Origin of the sequence: Pediococcus damnosus, assembly GCF_001611155.1 — a bacterium.
GTDB lineage: Bacteria > Bacillota > Bacilli > Lactobacillales > Lactobacillaceae > Pediococcus > Pediococcus damnosus.
This window is the reverse complement of record NZ_CP012294.1, coordinates 1,722,378-1,739,135: the sequence shown is the minus strand read 5'-3', so window position 1 is coordinate 1,739,135 and position 16,758 is coordinate 1,722,378. Positions and strand designations below refer to the sequence as shown.

General features: G+C 37.0%; 15 protein-coding genes and 1 other annotated feature. Of the genes, 2 read left to right on the top strand and 13 right to left on the bottom strand.

The window, feature by feature from the left end:
* Positions 1 to 7: 7 nt before the first annotated feature.
* The 11 genes from comGC to ccpA all read right to left on the bottom strand — a co-directional run bounded on the left by comGC (position 8) and on the right by ccpA (position 13,530).
* Positions 8 to 316, bottom strand: a complete 309-nt coding sequence (comGC, locus tag ADU73_RS08070; protein ID WP_046872474.1) for a competence type IV pilus major pilin ComGC — start codon at positions 314 to 316, stop codon at positions 8 to 10.
* A 144-nt stretch (positions 317 to 460) separates the two neighbouring features.
* A complete protein-coding gene (locus ADU73_RS08065; RefSeq protein WP_062913107.1) occupies positions 461 to 1,828 on the bottom strand; it encodes an ISLre2 family transposase in 1,368 nt (455 codons plus the stop codon).
* A gap of 120 nt (positions 1,829 to 1,948) precedes the next feature.
* The gene (locus ADU73_RS08060) at positions 1,949 to 2,827 is read right to left on the bottom strand and encodes a type II secretion system F family protein (protein ID WP_145930495.1); all 879 of its coding nucleotides are present in this window, start codon (positions 2,825 to 2,827) and stop codon (positions 1,949 to 1,951) included.
* Positions 2,828 to 2,858: 31 nt separating this feature from the next.
* A complete protein-coding gene (comGA, locus tag ADU73_RS08055) occupies positions 2,859 to 3,845 on the bottom strand; it encodes a competence type IV pilus ATPase ComGA (RefSeq protein ID WP_046872473.1) in 987 nt (328 codons plus the stop codon).
* A 106-nt stretch (positions 3,846 to 3,951) separates the two neighbouring features.
* Positions 3,952 to 4,686 (bottom strand): YebC/PmpR family DNA-binding transcriptional regulator, encoded by a 735-nt coding sequence (locus ADU73_RS08050; RefSeq protein ID WP_062913376.1) that lies wholly within the window; start codon positions 4,684 to 4,686, stop codon positions 3,952 to 3,954.
* Positions 4,687 to 4,842: 156 nt separating this feature from the next.
* Positions 4,843 to 6,210 carry an ISLre2 family transposase gene (locus ADU73_RS08045; RefSeq protein ID WP_046872291.1) on the bottom strand — a complete coding sequence of 456 codons (1,368 nt, stop codon included), beginning with the start codon at positions 6,208 to 6,210 and terminating at the stop codon, positions 4,843 to 4,845.
* Between the two features lie 315 nt (positions 6,211 to 6,525).
* A complete protein-coding gene (locus ADU73_RS10625; RefSeq protein WP_052694516.1) occupies positions 6,526 to 7,812 on the bottom strand; it encodes a DUF5776 domain-containing protein in 1,287 nt (428 codons plus the stop codon).
* A 37-nt stretch (positions 7,813 to 7,849) separates the two neighbouring features.
* Positions 7,850 to 9,226, bottom strand: coding sequence for a C39 family peptidase (locus ADU73_RS10620; protein WP_052694515.1), 1,377 nt, complete (start codon positions 9,224 to 9,226; stop codon positions 7,850 to 7,852).
* A 206-nt stretch (positions 9,227 to 9,432) separates the two neighbouring features.
* A complete protein-coding gene (locus ADU73_RS08030) occupies positions 9,433 to 10,731 on the bottom strand; it encodes an O-acetylhomoserine aminocarboxypropyltransferase/cysteine synthase family protein (protein WP_046871679.1) in 1,299 nt (432 codons plus the stop codon).
* Between the two features lie 19 nt (positions 10,732 to 10,750).
* Positions 10,751 to 11,923 (bottom strand): trans-sulfuration enzyme family protein, encoded by a 1,173-nt coding sequence (locus ADU73_RS08025; RefSeq protein WP_062913375.1) that lies wholly within the window; start codon positions 11,921 to 11,923, stop codon positions 10,751 to 10,753.
* 51 nt (positions 11,924 to 11,974) lie between these two features.
* Positions 11,975 to 12,242 (bottom strand) — a binding site (T-box leader).
* Between the two features lie 283 nt (positions 12,243 to 12,525).
* Entirely contained in the window at positions 12,526 to 13,530 is a 1,005-nt protein-coding gene (ccpA, locus tag ADU73_RS08020; RefSeq protein ID WP_046871677.1) for a catabolite control protein A, read from the bottom strand.
* Between the two features lie 195 nt (positions 13,531 to 13,725).
* On the opposite strand from ccpA, the gene ADU73_RS08015 reads away from it, so the two are divergent.
* Complete coding sequence (locus ADU73_RS08015) at positions 13,726 to 14,823, top strand: M24 family metallopeptidase (RefSeq protein WP_046871676.1); 1,098 nt, start codon at positions 13,726 to 13,728, stop codon at positions 14,821 to 14,823.
* 70 nt (positions 14,824 to 14,893) lie between these two features.
* Here ADU73_RS08015 and ADU73_RS08010 read toward each other — a convergent pair whose 3' ends face one another.
* A complete protein-coding gene (locus ADU73_RS08010; protein WP_046872441.1) occupies positions 14,894 to 15,280 on the bottom strand; it encodes a hypothetical protein in 387 nt (128 codons plus the stop codon).
* A gap of 20 nt (positions 15,281 to 15,300) precedes the next feature.
* Positions 15,301 to 15,702 (bottom strand): DUF948 domain-containing protein, encoded by a 402-nt coding sequence (locus ADU73_RS08005; protein ID WP_046872442.1) that lies wholly within the window; start codon positions 15,700 to 15,702, stop codon positions 15,301 to 15,303.
* Between the two features lie 275 nt (positions 15,703 to 15,977).
* Between ADU73_RS08005 and ADU73_RS08000 the strand changes: the two genes are divergently transcribed.
* Positions 15,978 to 16,733, top strand: a complete 756-nt coding sequence (locus tag ADU73_RS08000) for a mechanosensitive ion channel family protein (RefSeq protein WP_158231690.1) — start codon at positions 15,978 to 15,980, stop codon at positions 16,731 to 16,733.
* Positions 16,734 to 16,758 lie beyond the last annotated feature (25 nt).

The window sequence follows — 16,758 nt, the reverse complement described above, 5'->3', positions numbered from 1 at the left end:
ATTCTAGCTAATTAACTGCTTTATCGTCTTTAATCGTAATATTATTTTTCTTTGCTTGATCAAGTTGTTTGTCAGTTAAATACCCTTTTTCCTCCAATTCATCAAGTGAAGCCGGTAATTTTTGATGCTCATTTTCGTATAAATCAACTTGTGTCTGAACCACTTCAACCATTGCGTTACCATGAATCTTTTTGGCATTATTTCGTTGTTGTGCAATATTTGGCAATACAATTAAAATCAAAAGCGAAATGATAAATAAGACCACGGTCATTTCAATCAAAGTAAATCCTTTTTTTAAACGTTGTTCTTTTTTCATTTATAAACACCCTCCATTGAATGATACATTGGCAACAACATACTTAAATACATAAACACAATAATAAGTCCAATCAGTAAAAACATGGTATGTGTCAAGTTTTCCTAGGTGCCTTATAATCAACCAAATATTTATACACAATAATTAGTTTGAAAATATTTTTGCCATTGCTCCGATAGGGCTACTTGTTGGGGCATCAACTGGTATTTTACCTGAAAGAACTCCAATATGCTTAGAATGGTGCTTGTTGCTCAGCTGAGCTGGACTCAACGTCTTCAATGATTCCGTAGCGATCTCAATCGTTAGCTCTTGTAACTTTCTTAAACCACCACGTAAGTATTTATCTAGCTTACCGTTTACCCGAGCTTCAATTAATTTCAACATAGCCTCAAGGCCCTTTTCGGACCATACTTTGCCTTGCTTTTTCATTCGATACGTGTACGCTCTGTGTGAGCTTTCAACGGATCCCAATTTGCCGACCCTCATGAAGCCACGATCGTGTGGAGACTTTATAAACTGCCAATTTCTTGCCAAATATTGTCTTAGGACCCTTAGGCTCTCAAGTTCCTTATCAGTTTTAATTTGCGACTCAAATGTATCTAAAATAACGTTTAACTGATTCTGATCATACAGGCTAACGCTCTTAACGGCCTTATCAACCAATGGATTAAATAAACCAAAGGTTTGTTTAATCTTTTTGACAAAGTGATACCGATCGATAGTAAATTCAACTCTTTGAGCACTCGGAACTATTTCTCGCATACTTTTCGGGTTATACCCTGGGCCACCATCACTTGCTGTAAACACGGTCATTTCACTGATTTTATAATACTTCTCAATGTAGTCAGTTACTCGTTTTTGAACCTTTTTTTGATTGATACCAACAAACTCAACTTTGTTTGATCTTGTTCCATCTAATCCTGATTCAAAAACAATGTAATGGTGGACGTCTTGTCTTCGTCGATTAATTTTGTGTATCTCAAAGGCATCGCCTTCAACCACTAAGTTTTCAACTTTTCGTTTCTTAACTAGTTTCTCTTCGGACGATTTTTCTTCTGTCTTCACGGTATCTGCCATGTCTCTGATAATTCGGTCTACTGACCAGGCACTAATATCCGTCTGACTTGCCAGATTGATCATTGCGGCCGTATTTCTCATCGTTGTCGTTTGCCCAATTTTGGCAACGACACTTTTAAAATAAGGTGAAATTCTTTTTCTTTCTTCCAACTGAAGTTGTTCATCCAACGGGAAGTAATAACTTCCATTGGGTCGAAGATAACATCTTCTTTCAAAATTCACGGCGCCAAACATAAACTCAATTGTTCTGGCCTGTCGATTAATGAATGTATTTTCTGCCGGAATTGATGGAACGAGTGTTTCATCTAATTGCCTCAGATATTCAGCTACAACCAGCTGGAATGACTTCCTAAGATGAAGAATTACCTGCTCCTCTAAATCAAATAAACTGTCTAAATTTCCCAATGATTCAATAAAATCTGCTAAAATATACATGAAAGACCTGTATCCTTTCCTTTAATCTTCGTCGATTAAAAGGCTACAGGTCTTTTTCTATATATTCAACTCAAAATGAATATTCCTAGAATTTTATTGACCATCTAGGAAAACCTTACACTAACAAAACATGAGTGGCTGTACTAATCCAATTAATCTTTCGATCTGTTTCGTTAATTTTTGATATTTAATTTTGGAAAACATCACAAGTTCTCGACCTAAGGCTTCCCCCGTATTGCCTTTATTTAATAACACATTCAGTTCTTGCGGAATGAATGGATAACGATTAACAAATGTGGATGTTTTTCCACCTTCTGCTAACTGTTTTTCAAGAGCCGTACCAATCTGAAAAAGCAACGAGGTTGACGAAAAGTTTGCTAACATCGCACAGATACTTTTAATTCCTAATCCGCTTTTTAATAGCATCGCTAAATTTAAAGATAGGTAATAGTGACAATAGGTTCGATAAACATTTCCTACAATTGGCACATGACAAACTAGTTCTACCCGTTTCACGGCTGGCTTTTTTAAAAACCTCTTCATATAAACAATTAAACTACCAATTAGAATTCCCAAAACTAGAAAAATAAAAATGGTCGATCCTTTTATTGCATGAACTTGTGTAGCAGCATTCCACATATTTAATTCAGGAAAAATGTAAGCTTTCATTCCAACCATCAATGCACCTAAAAAGATCAATAACAAAGCCGGATATTCAAGCAATTGAAGTAACTTTGTTTGTTGTTTTTGCTTTGCAGTTAAATATATTCCCAACGATTGCAAGCTTTCGGACAAATCTCCATGTTTTTCTGAAATTAAGATTTGATAGAAAATGTCTTCATTCAAAAACGGTTTAATCGCCTTTGAAAAGGAATCTCCACGTTCCAGGCCACTAATTATTTGCTCGATTTGGTGTTTTTTTGCAGGAATCACAACCTTTATAAAAGTCAGTGCTTCCCCTAAACTAAATCCAACCGCTAATAAATCAGCTAATAACATAAAAAATCTTGCCTGAACCTTGACTGAAAATTTAACCTTCTTGATATTCCAACAATGTTTTTTCTGAAATATTGTGTTTTTGATATTCTTTTTCAAGACACTCTCCCCATCTTACGTTCATTTTTTGATTGGGCATCTTATGAAAAGCATTCTGCAGTTCTTCCCCATCCATAATGTCAAAAAGTGCTGCTACCTCTCCTTTTTTCACAGGAATTAAGCGTTGATATGCAATTCCCGTTAAAGCCTGTTGCAGCATTTCCGTATCTATATTGAATTGCTGTAATCTCCTAATAACACCAAAACTATTTTGGGCGTGGACCGTACTCAAAACTAAGTGACCACTTAATGCTGCTTTTACTGCAACGTTAGCAGTATGATCGTCACGAATTTCACCGATTATAAAAACATCCGGACGATGGCGTAATCCAACTTTTAATAATTGTTCATAGGTCATCTCAGCCCGTGTATTAACCTGCAGTTGTAAAAATTTTTCCTCAAATATTTCAACCGGGTCTTCAATTGTCATTACAACTTTCTCTTGAGCCAAATATCTAGCCAATTGATAAATTGAAGTTGTTTTTCCAGATCCCATCGGCCCGGAAAATAACAACAATCCTCGCTTATTAGCTAAACCAACCAACTTTTCCCACTGAAAAGGCTCTAAATGTTGAATGTGTGCATCCTCAACTGGATATATAAAACGAATTACCATCGATTCCCTATTCAGAAAATCACCCACTGATGATAAACGTAGATGCACAACGGACCCTTGTTGCTGCCAATAATATGCGCCGGTTTGCGGTCGTCTTCTTTCACTTAGCGCCATATCCGCCTGAAATTTAAAATAGGCAATGAGTTGTTCCCCAACTTGTTGCGAAACTTCTTGAATGATATGGCAATGGTTTAAACGTTTGTACATGATTTGATATTCATCCAGCCTAGGCAACATATACAAATCCGTAGCCCTTTCTTGAATACACGTTTTCACAAATTTTTGAACATATTCCTCTAATTTCATGTCTATCCCCCCACACAATTAAGATACGTAGAAACTAGCAATTCTTTTATTTTTGTACAAAAAAAATCAAGTTCATATTGAACTTGATTTTAAGAATTCAATTTAACTAGTCTTCATCAGGTAATTCAGCTGCTTCGTAAACTTCAGAAACATCATCATCATCTTCTAATTCATCGATTAAGCCTTGATATTGGGGAACTTTGTTTTCTGGAACTGGTGTTTCATTTTCAGGAATCATCGTAAGTTCAGCAGTCGCTAACTTATAGCCTGCTTTTTCTAAAGCATCCCTAACCTGAGCTAAAGATTTTGGATCCGTATAAATCTCAAAAGCATCATCAGAAGTTTGAATGTCATCAGCACCTGCATCCAATGCATCCATCATCATTGTATCTTCATCGGTGTCTGTATCTTCACGAGAGATAACAATGTAACCTTTACGATCAAACATATATGATACTGACCCACTCGCACCTAAGGCACCACCATGATGTGTAAATGCAGAGCGAATAGCAGCTGCAGTCCGGTTCTTATTATCAGTCAATGCTTCCACAATAATGGCTGTTCCACCAGGACCATAGCCCTCGTACGTAATTTCTTCATAAGCTGTGCCACCAACACCTGAACCTTTATCAACAGCTCGTTTAATATTGTCTTTTGGCATGTTTGCAGCTCGTGCTTTGTCCATCATCAAACGTAATTGAGGGTTTCCGGAAGGGTCAGGACCCCCAGCTTTGACTGCCATGTAAATTTCACGCGAAATTCTTTGAAAAATCTTCCCACGCTTAGAATCCTGAGCGTTCTTACGACCTTGAATATTGTGCCACTTAGAATGTCCTGACATTTCCAAACTCCTCTTTTCTATATAATGGATTTTCATTGTTAGTAAAACCTAATCTAGTATAGTAAATAATAGCCCGCTTGGCAAGCTTTTCTCATTGACGTATGTGTCAAGTTTTCCTAGGTGCCTTATAATCAACCAAATATTTATACACAATAATTAGTTTGAAAATATTTTTGCCATTGCTCCGATAGGGCTACTTGTTGGGGCATCAACTGGTATTTTACCTGAAAGAACTCCAATATGCTTAGAATGGTGCTTGTTGCTCAGCTGAGCTGAACTCAACGTCTTCAATGATTCCGTAGCGATCTCAATCGTTAGCTCTTGTAACTTTCTTAAACCACCACGTAAGTATTTATCTAGCTTACCGTTTACCCGAGCTTCAATTAATTTCAACATAGCCTCAAGGCCCTTTTCGGACCATACTTTGCCTTGCTTTTTCATTCGATACGTGTACGCTCTGTGTGAGCTTTCAACGGATCCCAATTTGCCGACCCTCATGAAGCCACGATCGTGTGGAGACTTTATAAACTGCCAATTTCTTGCCAAATATTGTCTTAGGACCCTTAGGCTCTCAAGTTCCTTATCAGTTTTAATTTGCGACTCAAATGTATCTAAAATAACGTTTAACTGATTCTGATCATACAGGCTAACGCTCTTAACGGCCTTATCAACCAATGGATTAAATAAACCAAAGGTTTGTTTAATCTTTTTGACAAAGTGATACCGATCGATAGTAAATTCAACTCTTTGAGCACTCGGAACTATTTCTCGCATACTTTTCGGGTTATACCCTGGGCCACCATCACTTGCTGTAAACACGGTCATTTCACTGATTTTATAATACTTCTCAATGTAGTCAGTTACTCGTTTTTGAACCTTTTTTTGATTGATACCAACAAACTCAACTTTGTTTGATCTTGTTCCATCTAATCCTGATTCAAAAACAATGTAATGGTGGACGTCTTGTCTTCGTCGATTAATTTTGTGTATCTCAAAGGCATCGCCTTCAACCACTAAGTTTTCAACTTTTCGTTTCTTAACTAGTTTCTCTTCGGACGATTTTTCTTCTGTCTTCACGGTATCTGCCATGTCTCTGATAATTCGGTCTACTGACCAGGCACTAATATCCGTCTGACTTGCCAGATTGATCATTGCGGCCGTATTTCTCATCGTTGTCGTTTGCCCAATTTTGGCAACGACACTTTTAAAATAAGGTGAAATTCTTTTTCTTTCTTCCAACTGAAGTTGTTCATCCAACGGGAAGTAATAACTTCCATTGGGTCGAAGATAACATCTTCTTTCAAAATTCACGGCGCCAAACATAAACTCAATTGTTCTGGCCTGTCGATTAATGAATGTATTTTCTGCCGGAATTGATGGAACGAGTGTTTCATCTAATTGCCTCAGATATTCAGCTACAACCAGCTGGAATGACTTCCTAAGATGAAGAATTACCTGCTCCTCTAAATCAAATAAACTGTCTAAATTTCCCAATGATTCAATAAAATCTGCTAAAATATACATGAAAGACCTGTATCCTTTCCTTTAATCTTCGTCGATTAAAAGGCTACAGGTCTTTTTCTATATATTCAACTCAAAATGAATATTCCTAGAATTTTATTGACCATCTAGGAAAACCTTACACTAACTCATTGACTAATCCGACTACCTCTACATATCTAAAAATCTTATTTTTTATTAAAAATTCTGTGAAACGCTGTTACCTTGCATACGCTCTCACAGTTATTAATATAACATAAAATGCAGCAGATTATTTTTTGGAATTCAAGTTACAAAAAAGTCGATACTATATTGTTAGTATCAGCTTTAAACAAGACGCTAATTAAATGCTCGTTTAACTCCTGCAATAGAAGTATGCGAGTTGGAACGAATTCCAGAAACTTGAATATGATTTGGCCAAGACTCAATAATTCGATTATTACCAAGGTAGATTGCGACATGATAAATAGAACGTGTACCTGGTTCATAATAGAAAATCAAGTCACCTTTCTTACGGCCAGCGTAAGAAACTCTTCTTAGTTTGGAAGTTGTCCAAAGGTTACGACTGTTCCATTCATTACCTGGATAAGCATGATGAATTGATGAAACAACTGAATTCATATTTAACCCACCTGCATACAATGCTTGCATGACTAAACCAGAACAATCTGTTCCATATGTCGGTGTAGACGATGCGCCAACAATATAGGCACGACCCAAATAACGATAAGCCTGCTTAATTTCAGCGTTTACGTGAGCACTCCGCCCTTGCCAAGTTCGTGCATAGAGTGGTGCTGCGTATGAATCAATCGATGTCCACGAAGATTTACTGAATCCAAGCTTTTCCCAAGTTGCCAAATTAACATTACCTGTGGCACTTAAATGATGACGTCGCTGAAAGTTTTTAACTGCAGAGACAGTGGTTCTGTCATACGTGGCATATTCATACCAGCTCCTACCACCAATTCCTAACTGACGTTTTATCTTCCAGGTTTTTACACCTTCATAACCGCGTTTTAAAGTATAACCAATTGTCCCAGCCGGTCTAATTTTTGAATTTTGTACTTGGAAATATCTCTTAGGATTTTGATACCCATTTGAGTTTGCTACCCAACTACGATTTGAAGTAATATACTCGCCATTACTAATTTTCAGCATTGGACGGCCTGCCTTCGTATAATAAACACCAAGCACATGGGCAAAGTCACCCTTTGTTAGATATTTAGTTGCCTTGGTAGCCGATGTTGAACGATAGTACCCAACTTTATGTAAAACTTTGATAATTGAAGTTGATGGCTTTAAATAGTAATAATTTTTATATGTAGCAATCAACTTTTGAATACTAGCGGTATCAGCCGTTACATATTTTCCAGTGGATAACTGAAAGCGATACAGACCTTTTGCATTCTTTTTTAAAGAATTAATCTTTATAACTTGATTCTTTTTTAAAGTGGCTACCTTGGCTGTACTATCTAGCCCAGCATACTCAGTAGTTGTTTTCTTAATTAATCCCGTACTAAATTTGCTTGTTATCGCTTGCGCTTGCGCCGGTTTCGCATTAACCCCGCTAATCGTCAACAAACTCAATAATACTGCACTCCCCAGTACAATTTTTTTGCCAATCATTCTTTATATCCTCCTAGAATTTAGCTTCATTAGATTTTCAATAACTGATTGCACGGTAAGCATCCCGTTTTCGATAACTGTGTAACTTATCAATCGACATGCTTAACCTTTTACCTGTCCAAGGGTCATTAAAATACACAAGTGAAGCACTGTAACCAATAATTGTAATGGCGTGATTAATTTTAGTGCTGATCCCACCATATCCACTTAGCCACACCACAACAGGGTGTTTCTTGTTAATCTGCTTTTTTATCGCATCAAAACTTGCTCCGGTCATATTAATCGCCGATTTTGTATATTTCTTAACTGTCTTCATCAGGGCTGGTGGATAAATCCACCACCCATATTTTGAATAAGGGCTACCAACAAACCCTTTATTACCATTTTTAGTCTTTGTCCGTGGCATTTCTTTTGCCAACTTCATCTTGCTAACCTTGGCACCCGCATAATTAACCATCATCGTCACCGCAGTTATTTCGCAACCTGTCGGTAATTGTGGGTTTTGTGAAATTCGTTTAACATTCAAGATCACTTTCTTAGTAAGATATCCATTCCAAATCCATCCAGTATGTTTCTTACTATCCTGAACATAGTAATAAGTGATCGCATGTTTTTTAGTATTTGTCACTTGCATTTTCTTGGTTACATACCAAGTGGTATTTGGATAATTTCTCAAAACATGGGAAACTTTAAACTTCGCATCATAGGTTGGACCCGAAATGTTATAAATATTACCAGATGTGGTCTTACGATAATAGCTAGCCTTTTTAACCTTCAAAACAGATCCTTTAGTTTGAACTGCTTTTTCTTTTAAATAACTATGCCAAACCCAACCATTTTGTGGTCCAGTTTCAGACTTAACAAAATAATATAAAGACGGCTTATGATCAGCCATGCTCACATAACGATACTGAGTAACTATCCAGGTAGTTTTTAAGTGATTGTTTAACTGATCGGCAGATTTACTAAATTGTCCGTGAGTTCCGCTTCCCGTAAAATTATATAACGCACCCGATTTTGACGCACTTACATAAGCTTTGGGCTTCACCTTGGTCGCTTTATTCAACGCTATGTATTTTTTAGTTACAGGTTTGCTTGAAGAACTACTTGAAGAACTACTTGAAACGCTACGACTCGGTAAATTGGCACTAAACTGTGAACTGCTTTTCACTGTAAAAGAACTGGTTGACTTAGCACTTGTCTCTGCCTGTGAATTTGTAGTTATCACCTTTGCAGCCTTACTAACTGAGCTTGATGAACTTGCTTGACCAGAATTTTTATTTTGATCACTTGAACTATTCATACTAGCTTGCGAACTACTTACAGAACTCACATCACTATCTGCGTACACGGACTGGCCACTTACGACACAAGAAAACAAAATTACACTGATCAGTACAAATCTTTTTAACACATTATCTCCCCCCCTCTCACTGCTTAAACAGGCTAATTATAATTCACCATCCTTTACAATACTACCTAATTCTTGTATAAAGCGCTTACCTACGCTTGTTTCTGATTAGTAATTAATTAACTTTATGTCGTAAAAAAAAGAATCCCCCATAAAGGAATTCCTAAGCAACATTTATTATCTACACTAATTTATACAGTAGTTTTCAATTACTTAAATGCTTGATTAATTGCTTGTTCTAAATCATTAATCAGGTCATCCACATCTTCTAAACCAATCGATAATCGCAACACCTGATCGGTCAGCCCATGCTGTTTTCTAATTTTTGCAGGAATTTCACGATGGGTTGTTCGCGTTGGATTAACAATTAGAGATCGCGAGTCGCCAATGTTTGGCAAATAACTGAACACCTGAACATGATCAATCAATTTGGCTACGTTTCTAGCATTCCCCTTTAACTCAAAAGATAGGATGCCGCCAACCCCTCTCGGAAAATATTTTTTCACTAAAGGATTATCTTTTTCAATTCCGGAATAAAAAACTTTTTTGACATGGGAATTACGCGCTAAAAACTTAGCAATTTTGGTTGCACTGGCAACTTCACGATCTAATCGCTCAGAAATTGTCTCTAAACCGATTAGAACCAGATAAGCATCCATTGGCTCCAATACAGCTCCCAGCAACCGTAAATATTTAATCCGAATCCGATTGATAAAGGCTTTTTTACCAAATTTACTTATAAAACTCTCTTGTGCACCCGTTTCCTCATCACCTAAAGTAAACTCTAGCTCAGAAAACTGAGGGAATTTAGGATTATCCCAGTTAAAAGTTCCATGATCCACAACTACACCAGAAACAACATTTCCATGTCCGTTAATTCCCTTTGTTGAAGAATAGACATCAATGTCTGCGCCATGTTCAAATGGTTTCAACAAGTACGGAGTTGGAAATGTATTGTCTACAATTAATGGGATTCCTGCGTTATGCGCGATTTCCGCTAATTTGTCTAAATCAGCAATTTCTGTGCTTGGATTTGCCACACTTTCAACATAAATTGCTTTTGTTTCCGAACCAATTAAATGACGCACAGCAACAAAATCATTAATGTCATCGACAAAATCAAAATCAATCCCAAACTTAGGGAAAAATGTCCGAAATTCATCCAGACTGGATCCATAAATATTACTTGGAGCAATAATCCGGCCACCGTTTTCAGCTACATTCAAAATTGTGTATGAAATGGCAGCCATTCCAGAACCAACCGCGACCGCATCCACACCACCATCTAATTCGGCCATCCTTTTTTCAAAAACTCGCACTGTGGGATTACCATCTCGGGAATAATCATAGCGATTAGGTAACTTTCCTGCCACAATTTGATCAGCAATTCTTGTGTTTTCCAGTCCAAATGCGGCCGTTTGATAAATTGGCACAGAAGATGCAAATTGGTGATCTTTTGGATCGTATCCGGCATGAATTCTTAAAGTATCAAATTTATTTGTTGTCATTATTGTCAACCATCCTTTTTTAAATTGATTGTTTATTAACTGGGTGTTGCACCGCAAAATCAATTGCCTGTTTCAAATCCGCAATTAAATCTGAACTATCTTCAATTCCCACTGCTAATCGAATTAATTGTGTACTAATTCCTGCTTTTAAACGTTCAGCAGGTGGCAACTCTGCGTGGCTCATCTCATATGGTAATTCTGCTAAACTTTCAACCGCGCCTAAACTAACTGCCAACCTAATTAATTGTAATTGATTAACAAAAGCAGATGCATTGATTTTCGGTGCCAGTTCAAAAGAAAGTACGCCACCGAATCCTTGACATTCTGCGGATGCAATTAAATAGTCCTTCGTTCCCTTTATACCAGGATAATAAATTTTTGTAACTTCAGGGCGTTGTTCTAAGAAGTGAATAATTTCGAATGCATTTTGTTGTTGCCGATCCATCCGCACCGCAAGTGTCTGAATACCTCGCCTTACTAGGCTGGCACTTTCTGGTGATAGTACTCCGCCCAATGCATTTTGAACGAAATAAACTTTTTTGCCCAATTCTTCACTATTTGTAACCACTAATCCAGCGATCACATCAGAATGACCACTCAAATATTTAGTTGCCGAGTGCACCACAATATCTGCACCTAACTCAAGTGGTTTTTGCAAATATGGCGTCAAAAAAGTATTATCCACAATTGTTAGCAAATGATGTTTTTGTGCGATTTTTGCCACCCCCGCCACACTGGAAACATGCAATAAGGGATTCGTAACGGGTTCAAAATAAGTTGCCTTCGTATTCTCTTTAATAGCAGGCTCAATCGTTGCCAAATTAGTCGTGTCCACTACCGAAAATTCAATTCCACGTTCCTTAAAATACTGATTCAAGATTCGGAAAGTTCCGCCATAAATTTGATTTCCAACCAAAATATGATCGCCCGGTTTAAAAATTGCAAATACTGCATGAATGGCCGCCATCCCAGAAGCGAATGTAAAACCATTTTTTCCATTTTCCAATAATGTAATTTGTTTTTCTAAATATTCACGAGTTGGATTCCCTGAGCGCTCATAATCCCACCGTACTTTACTTGTTGCACTTGGATAGGCATAAGTTGACGAATTATATATTGGAATGTTAATTGCACCCGTTTGATTATCGTGAACATTTTGACCATGTACTAATTGTGTATTGAATCCTGTCATAATTATTACCTCCAATTAAAAAAAGCACGTTTCCATCCCAGTCTATTTCTAGACAAGGACGGAAACGTGCTTTCCGTGGTACCACCTTAATTCAAATAACCTTCACAAGTTATTCCTCTTTAGGTACATGACTTAGCTTTTTAGTAGTTCAGATACCCTAACCCTGTAACGGGAGTGCCCGCTTTTAGCCTTACACTACAGTGCTCGACTAAAGAAATTGCAATTAGACCATCTTCAACCAGTTGTTATTATCGTTTTCCACCATCCAACGACTCTCTGCAAACAATCACTCGTTTACTCATCTATACATTCTTTATTTATTAACGTTATTATTCATCTCTAACTTATAAATGTCAATCCTTTTTTTAACTTAGTTCTCATTATTAATTAATAATTATTTAACTAATTTCTTGAAACACCGGATAACACAGCACAGATATTTATTACCAACTAAGGACTAATCCAGTTTAATAATCCCAACAGGAAAAAATGAATATGATTCTTCCAACCTCAACATAATTAAAATTAGGTTTAATCTGACTTTTTCATATAAAAAAACGCCCACCATTAAACTTTGGGGGGCGTTTTAGAACTTGATTGCTTTATTGCTTTGTTGTTTGTCGGCTATCTAACCCATAGGGTAAGGTAATCGTTGGTTCATCAATTTCTTCTTTATTCATTAGTTTGGTAAGCAACCGCATTGAGACTGCTCCAATATCATAAAGAGGTTGGGTAACTGAAGTTAATTGTGGACGAACAAGTTGAGCAACCTGGGTATCATTACTTGTGATTAACTCAAATTCATCAGGCACTTTAACTCCTTGGTCCGTTAAACCGTTTAAGACACCGGCAGCAAGCCGATCATCACCAACAAAAGCGGCACCAATGTCTGTACCCTTAAGCTGGCTAGCTAATTTAATTCCGGCTTCATAACTATAATCAGTTTCAAAAATTAATTTTTCGTCAAACTTAAGTCCAGCCTTTTTAAGAGCTTCTTTATAGCCAGCCAATCGATATTTACCATTGATTGGTTCACTTAATGAGCCACTAATAAAAGCAACTTTTTTATTGTCTTCTTTAATTAGCTTAGAAACAGCATCTTCTGTTGATTTAACATAATCAATACTTACAGATGGCACGCTTTCTTGATCATCCACAGAACCGGCAAAGACAATGGGAGTTCTTGAATGCGAAAACTCATCACGTAATTTGTCATTAACGCGATTACCCATAAAAATAATGCCATCTACTTGTTTAGCTAGTAAGGTATTTAGCACTGAAATTTCCTTTTGATCATTTTCATCAGAGTTTTCCATAATAATGTTGTATTTATACATAGAAGCAACATCATCAATTCCTCGGGCTAATGAAGCAAAATAACCATTTGTTACATCTGGAATAATAACCCCGATCGTTGTTGATTTCTTGCTTGCCAACCCACGTGCAACCGCATTAGGTCGGTAATCAAGCTTCTCAATCACATCGTTAACCCTTTGCCTAGTAGCGGGCTTGACATTTTGGTTTCCGTTCACAACTCGTGAAACTGTGGCCATTGAAACCCCAGCCTCTCGTGCGACATCATAAATTGTTACAGTTTGTTTCTCCATTTGAATAAAGTCTCCTTTGTGCGTTATTATACGTTTTCACATGTTTTCATTGCCTTGTTAAGGTTACAAAAAAACGCTTAGCTCTGCAAGTATTGGAAACGCTTTCATGAAAAATATACATCTTTTTTAGCTTTATTTCAAGGATAAACTGTATGATATAATATTATTAAGAAAAAAAAGAAAGAAGGCGATTACATGACACAGCTAGATAAGGTCCGCAAATGGGTCAATGACAACAAGCTTGATGTTGCCTATATTAGTGATCCCAAATCAATTGAATATCTTACAGGATTTGCAAGCGATCCAGTAGAACGTATACTTGGTTTGTTCGTTTTTGCAGATAAAGAACCATTTTTGTTTGCACCTGCCCTTGAAGTTGAAGCCATTCGTGATACCGGCTGGAGGTTCCCTGTGTATGGTTATCTTGATCATGAGCAACCTTTCGAAATGATCGCGAGTGAGATTAAAAAACGCTCGGCCAATCCGACTCACTGGGCAATTGAAAAAAACAACTTAACAATTGCCCACTTCAATGCCATTAAGTCTCAATTTCCAACCGCTAACTTTGATATGGATTTAACCCCATCCATCGAACAACTTCGCTTAATTAAAACCCCAGATGAAATCGAGAAATTAGACGCAGCTGGCCGTGAAGCCGATTTGGCATTTAAGATTGGATTTGAAGCTGTTCAAGTTGGCCGTCCTGAAGCGGAAATCGCAGCAGAATTAGAATACGTTCTTAAGAAAAAAGGTGTCATGCAAATGAGTTTTGACACCCTAATCCAAGCTGGCGCTCATGCAGCAGAACCACACGGTGCCACTGCTATGAATAAAATTCAAAATAACGAATTAGTTTTGTTTGACTTAGGCACAATTCACCAAGGATATATTAGTGACGCATCCCGAACGGTTGCAGTTGGAAAACCAAACGAAAAATCCATGGACATTTACAAAGTTTGCTTAGAAGCTCAATTAACGGCTCAAACACAGGCTAAACCAGGCATGATTGCCCAAGACCTAGATAAAATTGCCCGTGATATTATTACAAAGGCCGGTTATGGTGAATACTTTATCCATCGCCTCGGCCATGGTATGGGAATGGGTGAACACGAATTTCCATCAATTATGCAAGGTAATGAAATGGTTCTTAAAGAAGGTATGTGTTTCTCCATCGAACCTGGTATTTACATTCCAGGAGTAGCTGGTGTCCGCATTGAAGACTGCGTCCACATTACAAAGAACGGTTGTGAACCATTTACGCATACGTCAAAAGAACTCACCTATGTGGGGTAATTAAAAATTTTAACAAATTAAAAGACTCTTTCGCGTAAACGAAAGAGTCTTTTTTGAATCGTTTAAAAATTTAAGCTTCTTTTTTGGAATGTGGCATAAAGACTTCTGTTGGCGCTTCGTAAGCATCCTCACCCTTAACAAAAATATCGTTTTCCTGATCCATTTCATCTCGTAATTGATCTGTGGATGCCTGAAAACTATCAGATGCAGATTCAAAAAGATCGTCTTTACTTTCAAGAACTTTGTCCTTAAGATCAGCGGCAGAATCAAAAATACGATCCTTTAATTCACTTTCCCAGTCATCGCCCTCAAGATCATTTTCTTCTCTAAATCGTTTAACTTTTTCTTGCGTTCCCTGAATCAATTCATCCTTAGTAGTACCAGTTAATTTTAATGTGGCATAAACAGCAGCAGAACCACCTAATAAAGCTCCTAACAAGAATTTACCTTTACTCATTTATAAAGCCTCCAATTTTTCTATTTATTTTTATGTTCTCGGTATAAATTTACGGCACCCTTACCAGCTTTGAAAGCCGTTGAAACTTTTCCAGATTTCTTACCTGGATTCGTTAATTTTGTTGTCAAATTGCGTGTTGCCTCATTTAAGTCAGAGGTACTCTGCCCTAAGTCAGCCATTGCTTGAAATACTGGATCAATCTTTGCTACCTTACCATTTACATCGGCTAACAAATCATTTGCATTAGCCATAATATCCTCTGCTTCTTTAGAAAGTAAATCTACATCTTTTGTAACTACCGCCAAACTCCGATTAATTTCCACCAGAATTTTTGAAGCACGGATTAAAACAACCCCAATAAACAATACTAATATTAATAAAGCCACTGCCGCGATAATCGCTGCAATTCCGCCACCTGTCATAATTCAGCCTCCTTGTTAACTTGAATAGCTTAAGCATATCATTACAAATTACCCACTGCAATTAAAAAAGTAGCAAAACACTTTTTTTATGAAATGGATTACAAAACTTTTTTGGTCTGTTAAAATCAGTACATAAGGAGATGGTCAATATTAATTTTATTATCGGCGCCACAAGTTCCCCTCTTTCGCTAATTAAAGCCTTTCAGAATTATTTCAACTCCATTGACTGGGAAAAAATTGCAACTAGTTTAATTAATCATTTATTTGAAATTGTCTTGATTTCAATATTTTTTTGGTTACTCAATTCAATTGGAAAACGTTTATTAACAAGAGGTCTCCATAAGTATCATCATCTTAATGATGCAATGCCTAGCCGAGCCATGACCTTATTGGCATTAGTAATTAATATTTTTCACTATGTCGTTTTATTTTTCTATCTTTACGCAATTCTTTCCATCATTGGCGTTCCAATCGGCACACTTGTTGCTGGAGCTGGAATCATTAGTATTGCCGTTGGGCTAGGTGCTCAAGGCTTAGTTAGCGATATTGTGAATGGATTGTTCATCTTATTAGATGGTCAGTTGGACGTTGGTGATCAAGTTACTATTCAAAATATTAATGGAAAAGTAACCGAAATTGGCTTACGATCTACGCAAATTCTTTCCGATGATGGCACAACTAACTTTATTCCTAATCGTTCAATCACAGCCATTGCCAACCATTCTCGTAATGATCAAGTTGTGACAATCTTTCTGGCTTTCACAAACCTAACCGATTTAGAAAATGGTAAAAAAATTATTGAACAAGTCAATCCTGATTTAACCTCTAAATTACAGGATGTTACAACAGATCCAACTTTGACGGGACCCGTTCAAGATTCACGTGGAAATATTGGCTTGCGTATTAAAATGTATGTGGCTAACGGCACCGTTGATACCGTCCAAACTTCTTTTCTACAGAGCTATTTAACAAAACTTTCTGAAAACGATATCCAAATTATTAATAATCAATTACTCAAAACTAATAAATAGGAAAGGGTTACGAAATCAAATTTCG

What these genes read in the sequence shown, in the direction of transcription:
- comGC (WP_046872474.1), bottom strand. Translation starts at nt 316, where the DNA reads ATGAAAAAAGAACAACGTTTAAAAAAAGGATTTACTTTGATTGAAATG.
- ADU73_RS08065 (WP_062913107.1), bottom strand. Translation starts at nt 1,828, where the DNA reads ATGTATATTTTAGCAGATTTTATTGAATCATTGGGAAATTTAGACAGT.
- ADU73_RS08060 (WP_145930495.1), bottom strand. Translation starts at nt 2,827, where the DNA reads ATGTTATTAGCTGATTTATTAGCGGTTGGATTTAGTTTAGGGGAAGCA.
- ADU73_RS08050 (WP_062913376.1), bottom strand. Translation starts at nt 4,686, where the DNA reads ATGTCAGGACATTCTAAGTGGCACAATATTCAAGGTCGTAAGAACGCT.
- comGA (WP_046872473.1), bottom strand. Translation starts at nt 3,845, where the DNA reads ATGAAATTAGAGGAATATGTTCAAAAATTTGTGAAAACGTGTATTCAA.
- ADU73_RS08005 (WP_046872442.1), bottom strand. Translation starts at nt 15,702, where the DNA reads ATGACAGGTGGCGGAATTGCAGCGATTATCGCGGCAGTGGCTTTATTA.
- ADU73_RS08015 (WP_046871676.1), top strand. Translation starts at nt 13,726, where the DNA reads ATGACACAGCTAGATAAGGTCCGCAAATGGGTCAATGACAACAAGCTT.
- ADU73_RS10625 (WP_052694516.1), bottom strand. Translation starts at nt 7,812, where the DNA reads ATGATTGGCAAAAAAATTGTACTGGGGAGTGCAGTATTATTGAGTTTG.
- ccpA (WP_046871677.1), bottom strand. Translation starts at nt 13,530, where the DNA reads ATGGAGAAACAAACTGTAACAATTTATGATGTCGCACGAGAGGCTGGG.
- ADU73_RS08030 (WP_046871679.1), bottom strand. Translation starts at nt 10,731, where the DNA reads ATGACAACAAATAAATTTGATACTTTAAGAATTCATGCCGGATACGAT.
- ADU73_RS08025 (WP_062913375.1), bottom strand. Translation starts at nt 11,923, where the DNA reads ATGACAGGATTCAATACACAATTAGTACATGGTCAAAATGTTCACGAT.
- ADU73_RS08010 (WP_046872441.1), bottom strand. Translation starts at nt 15,280, where the DNA reads ATGAGTAAAGGTAAATTCTTGTTAGGAGCTTTATTAGGTGGTTCTGCT.
- ADU73_RS08045 (WP_046872291.1), bottom strand. Translation starts at nt 6,210, where the DNA reads ATGTATATTTTAGCAGATTTTATTGAATCATTGGGAAATTTAGACAGT.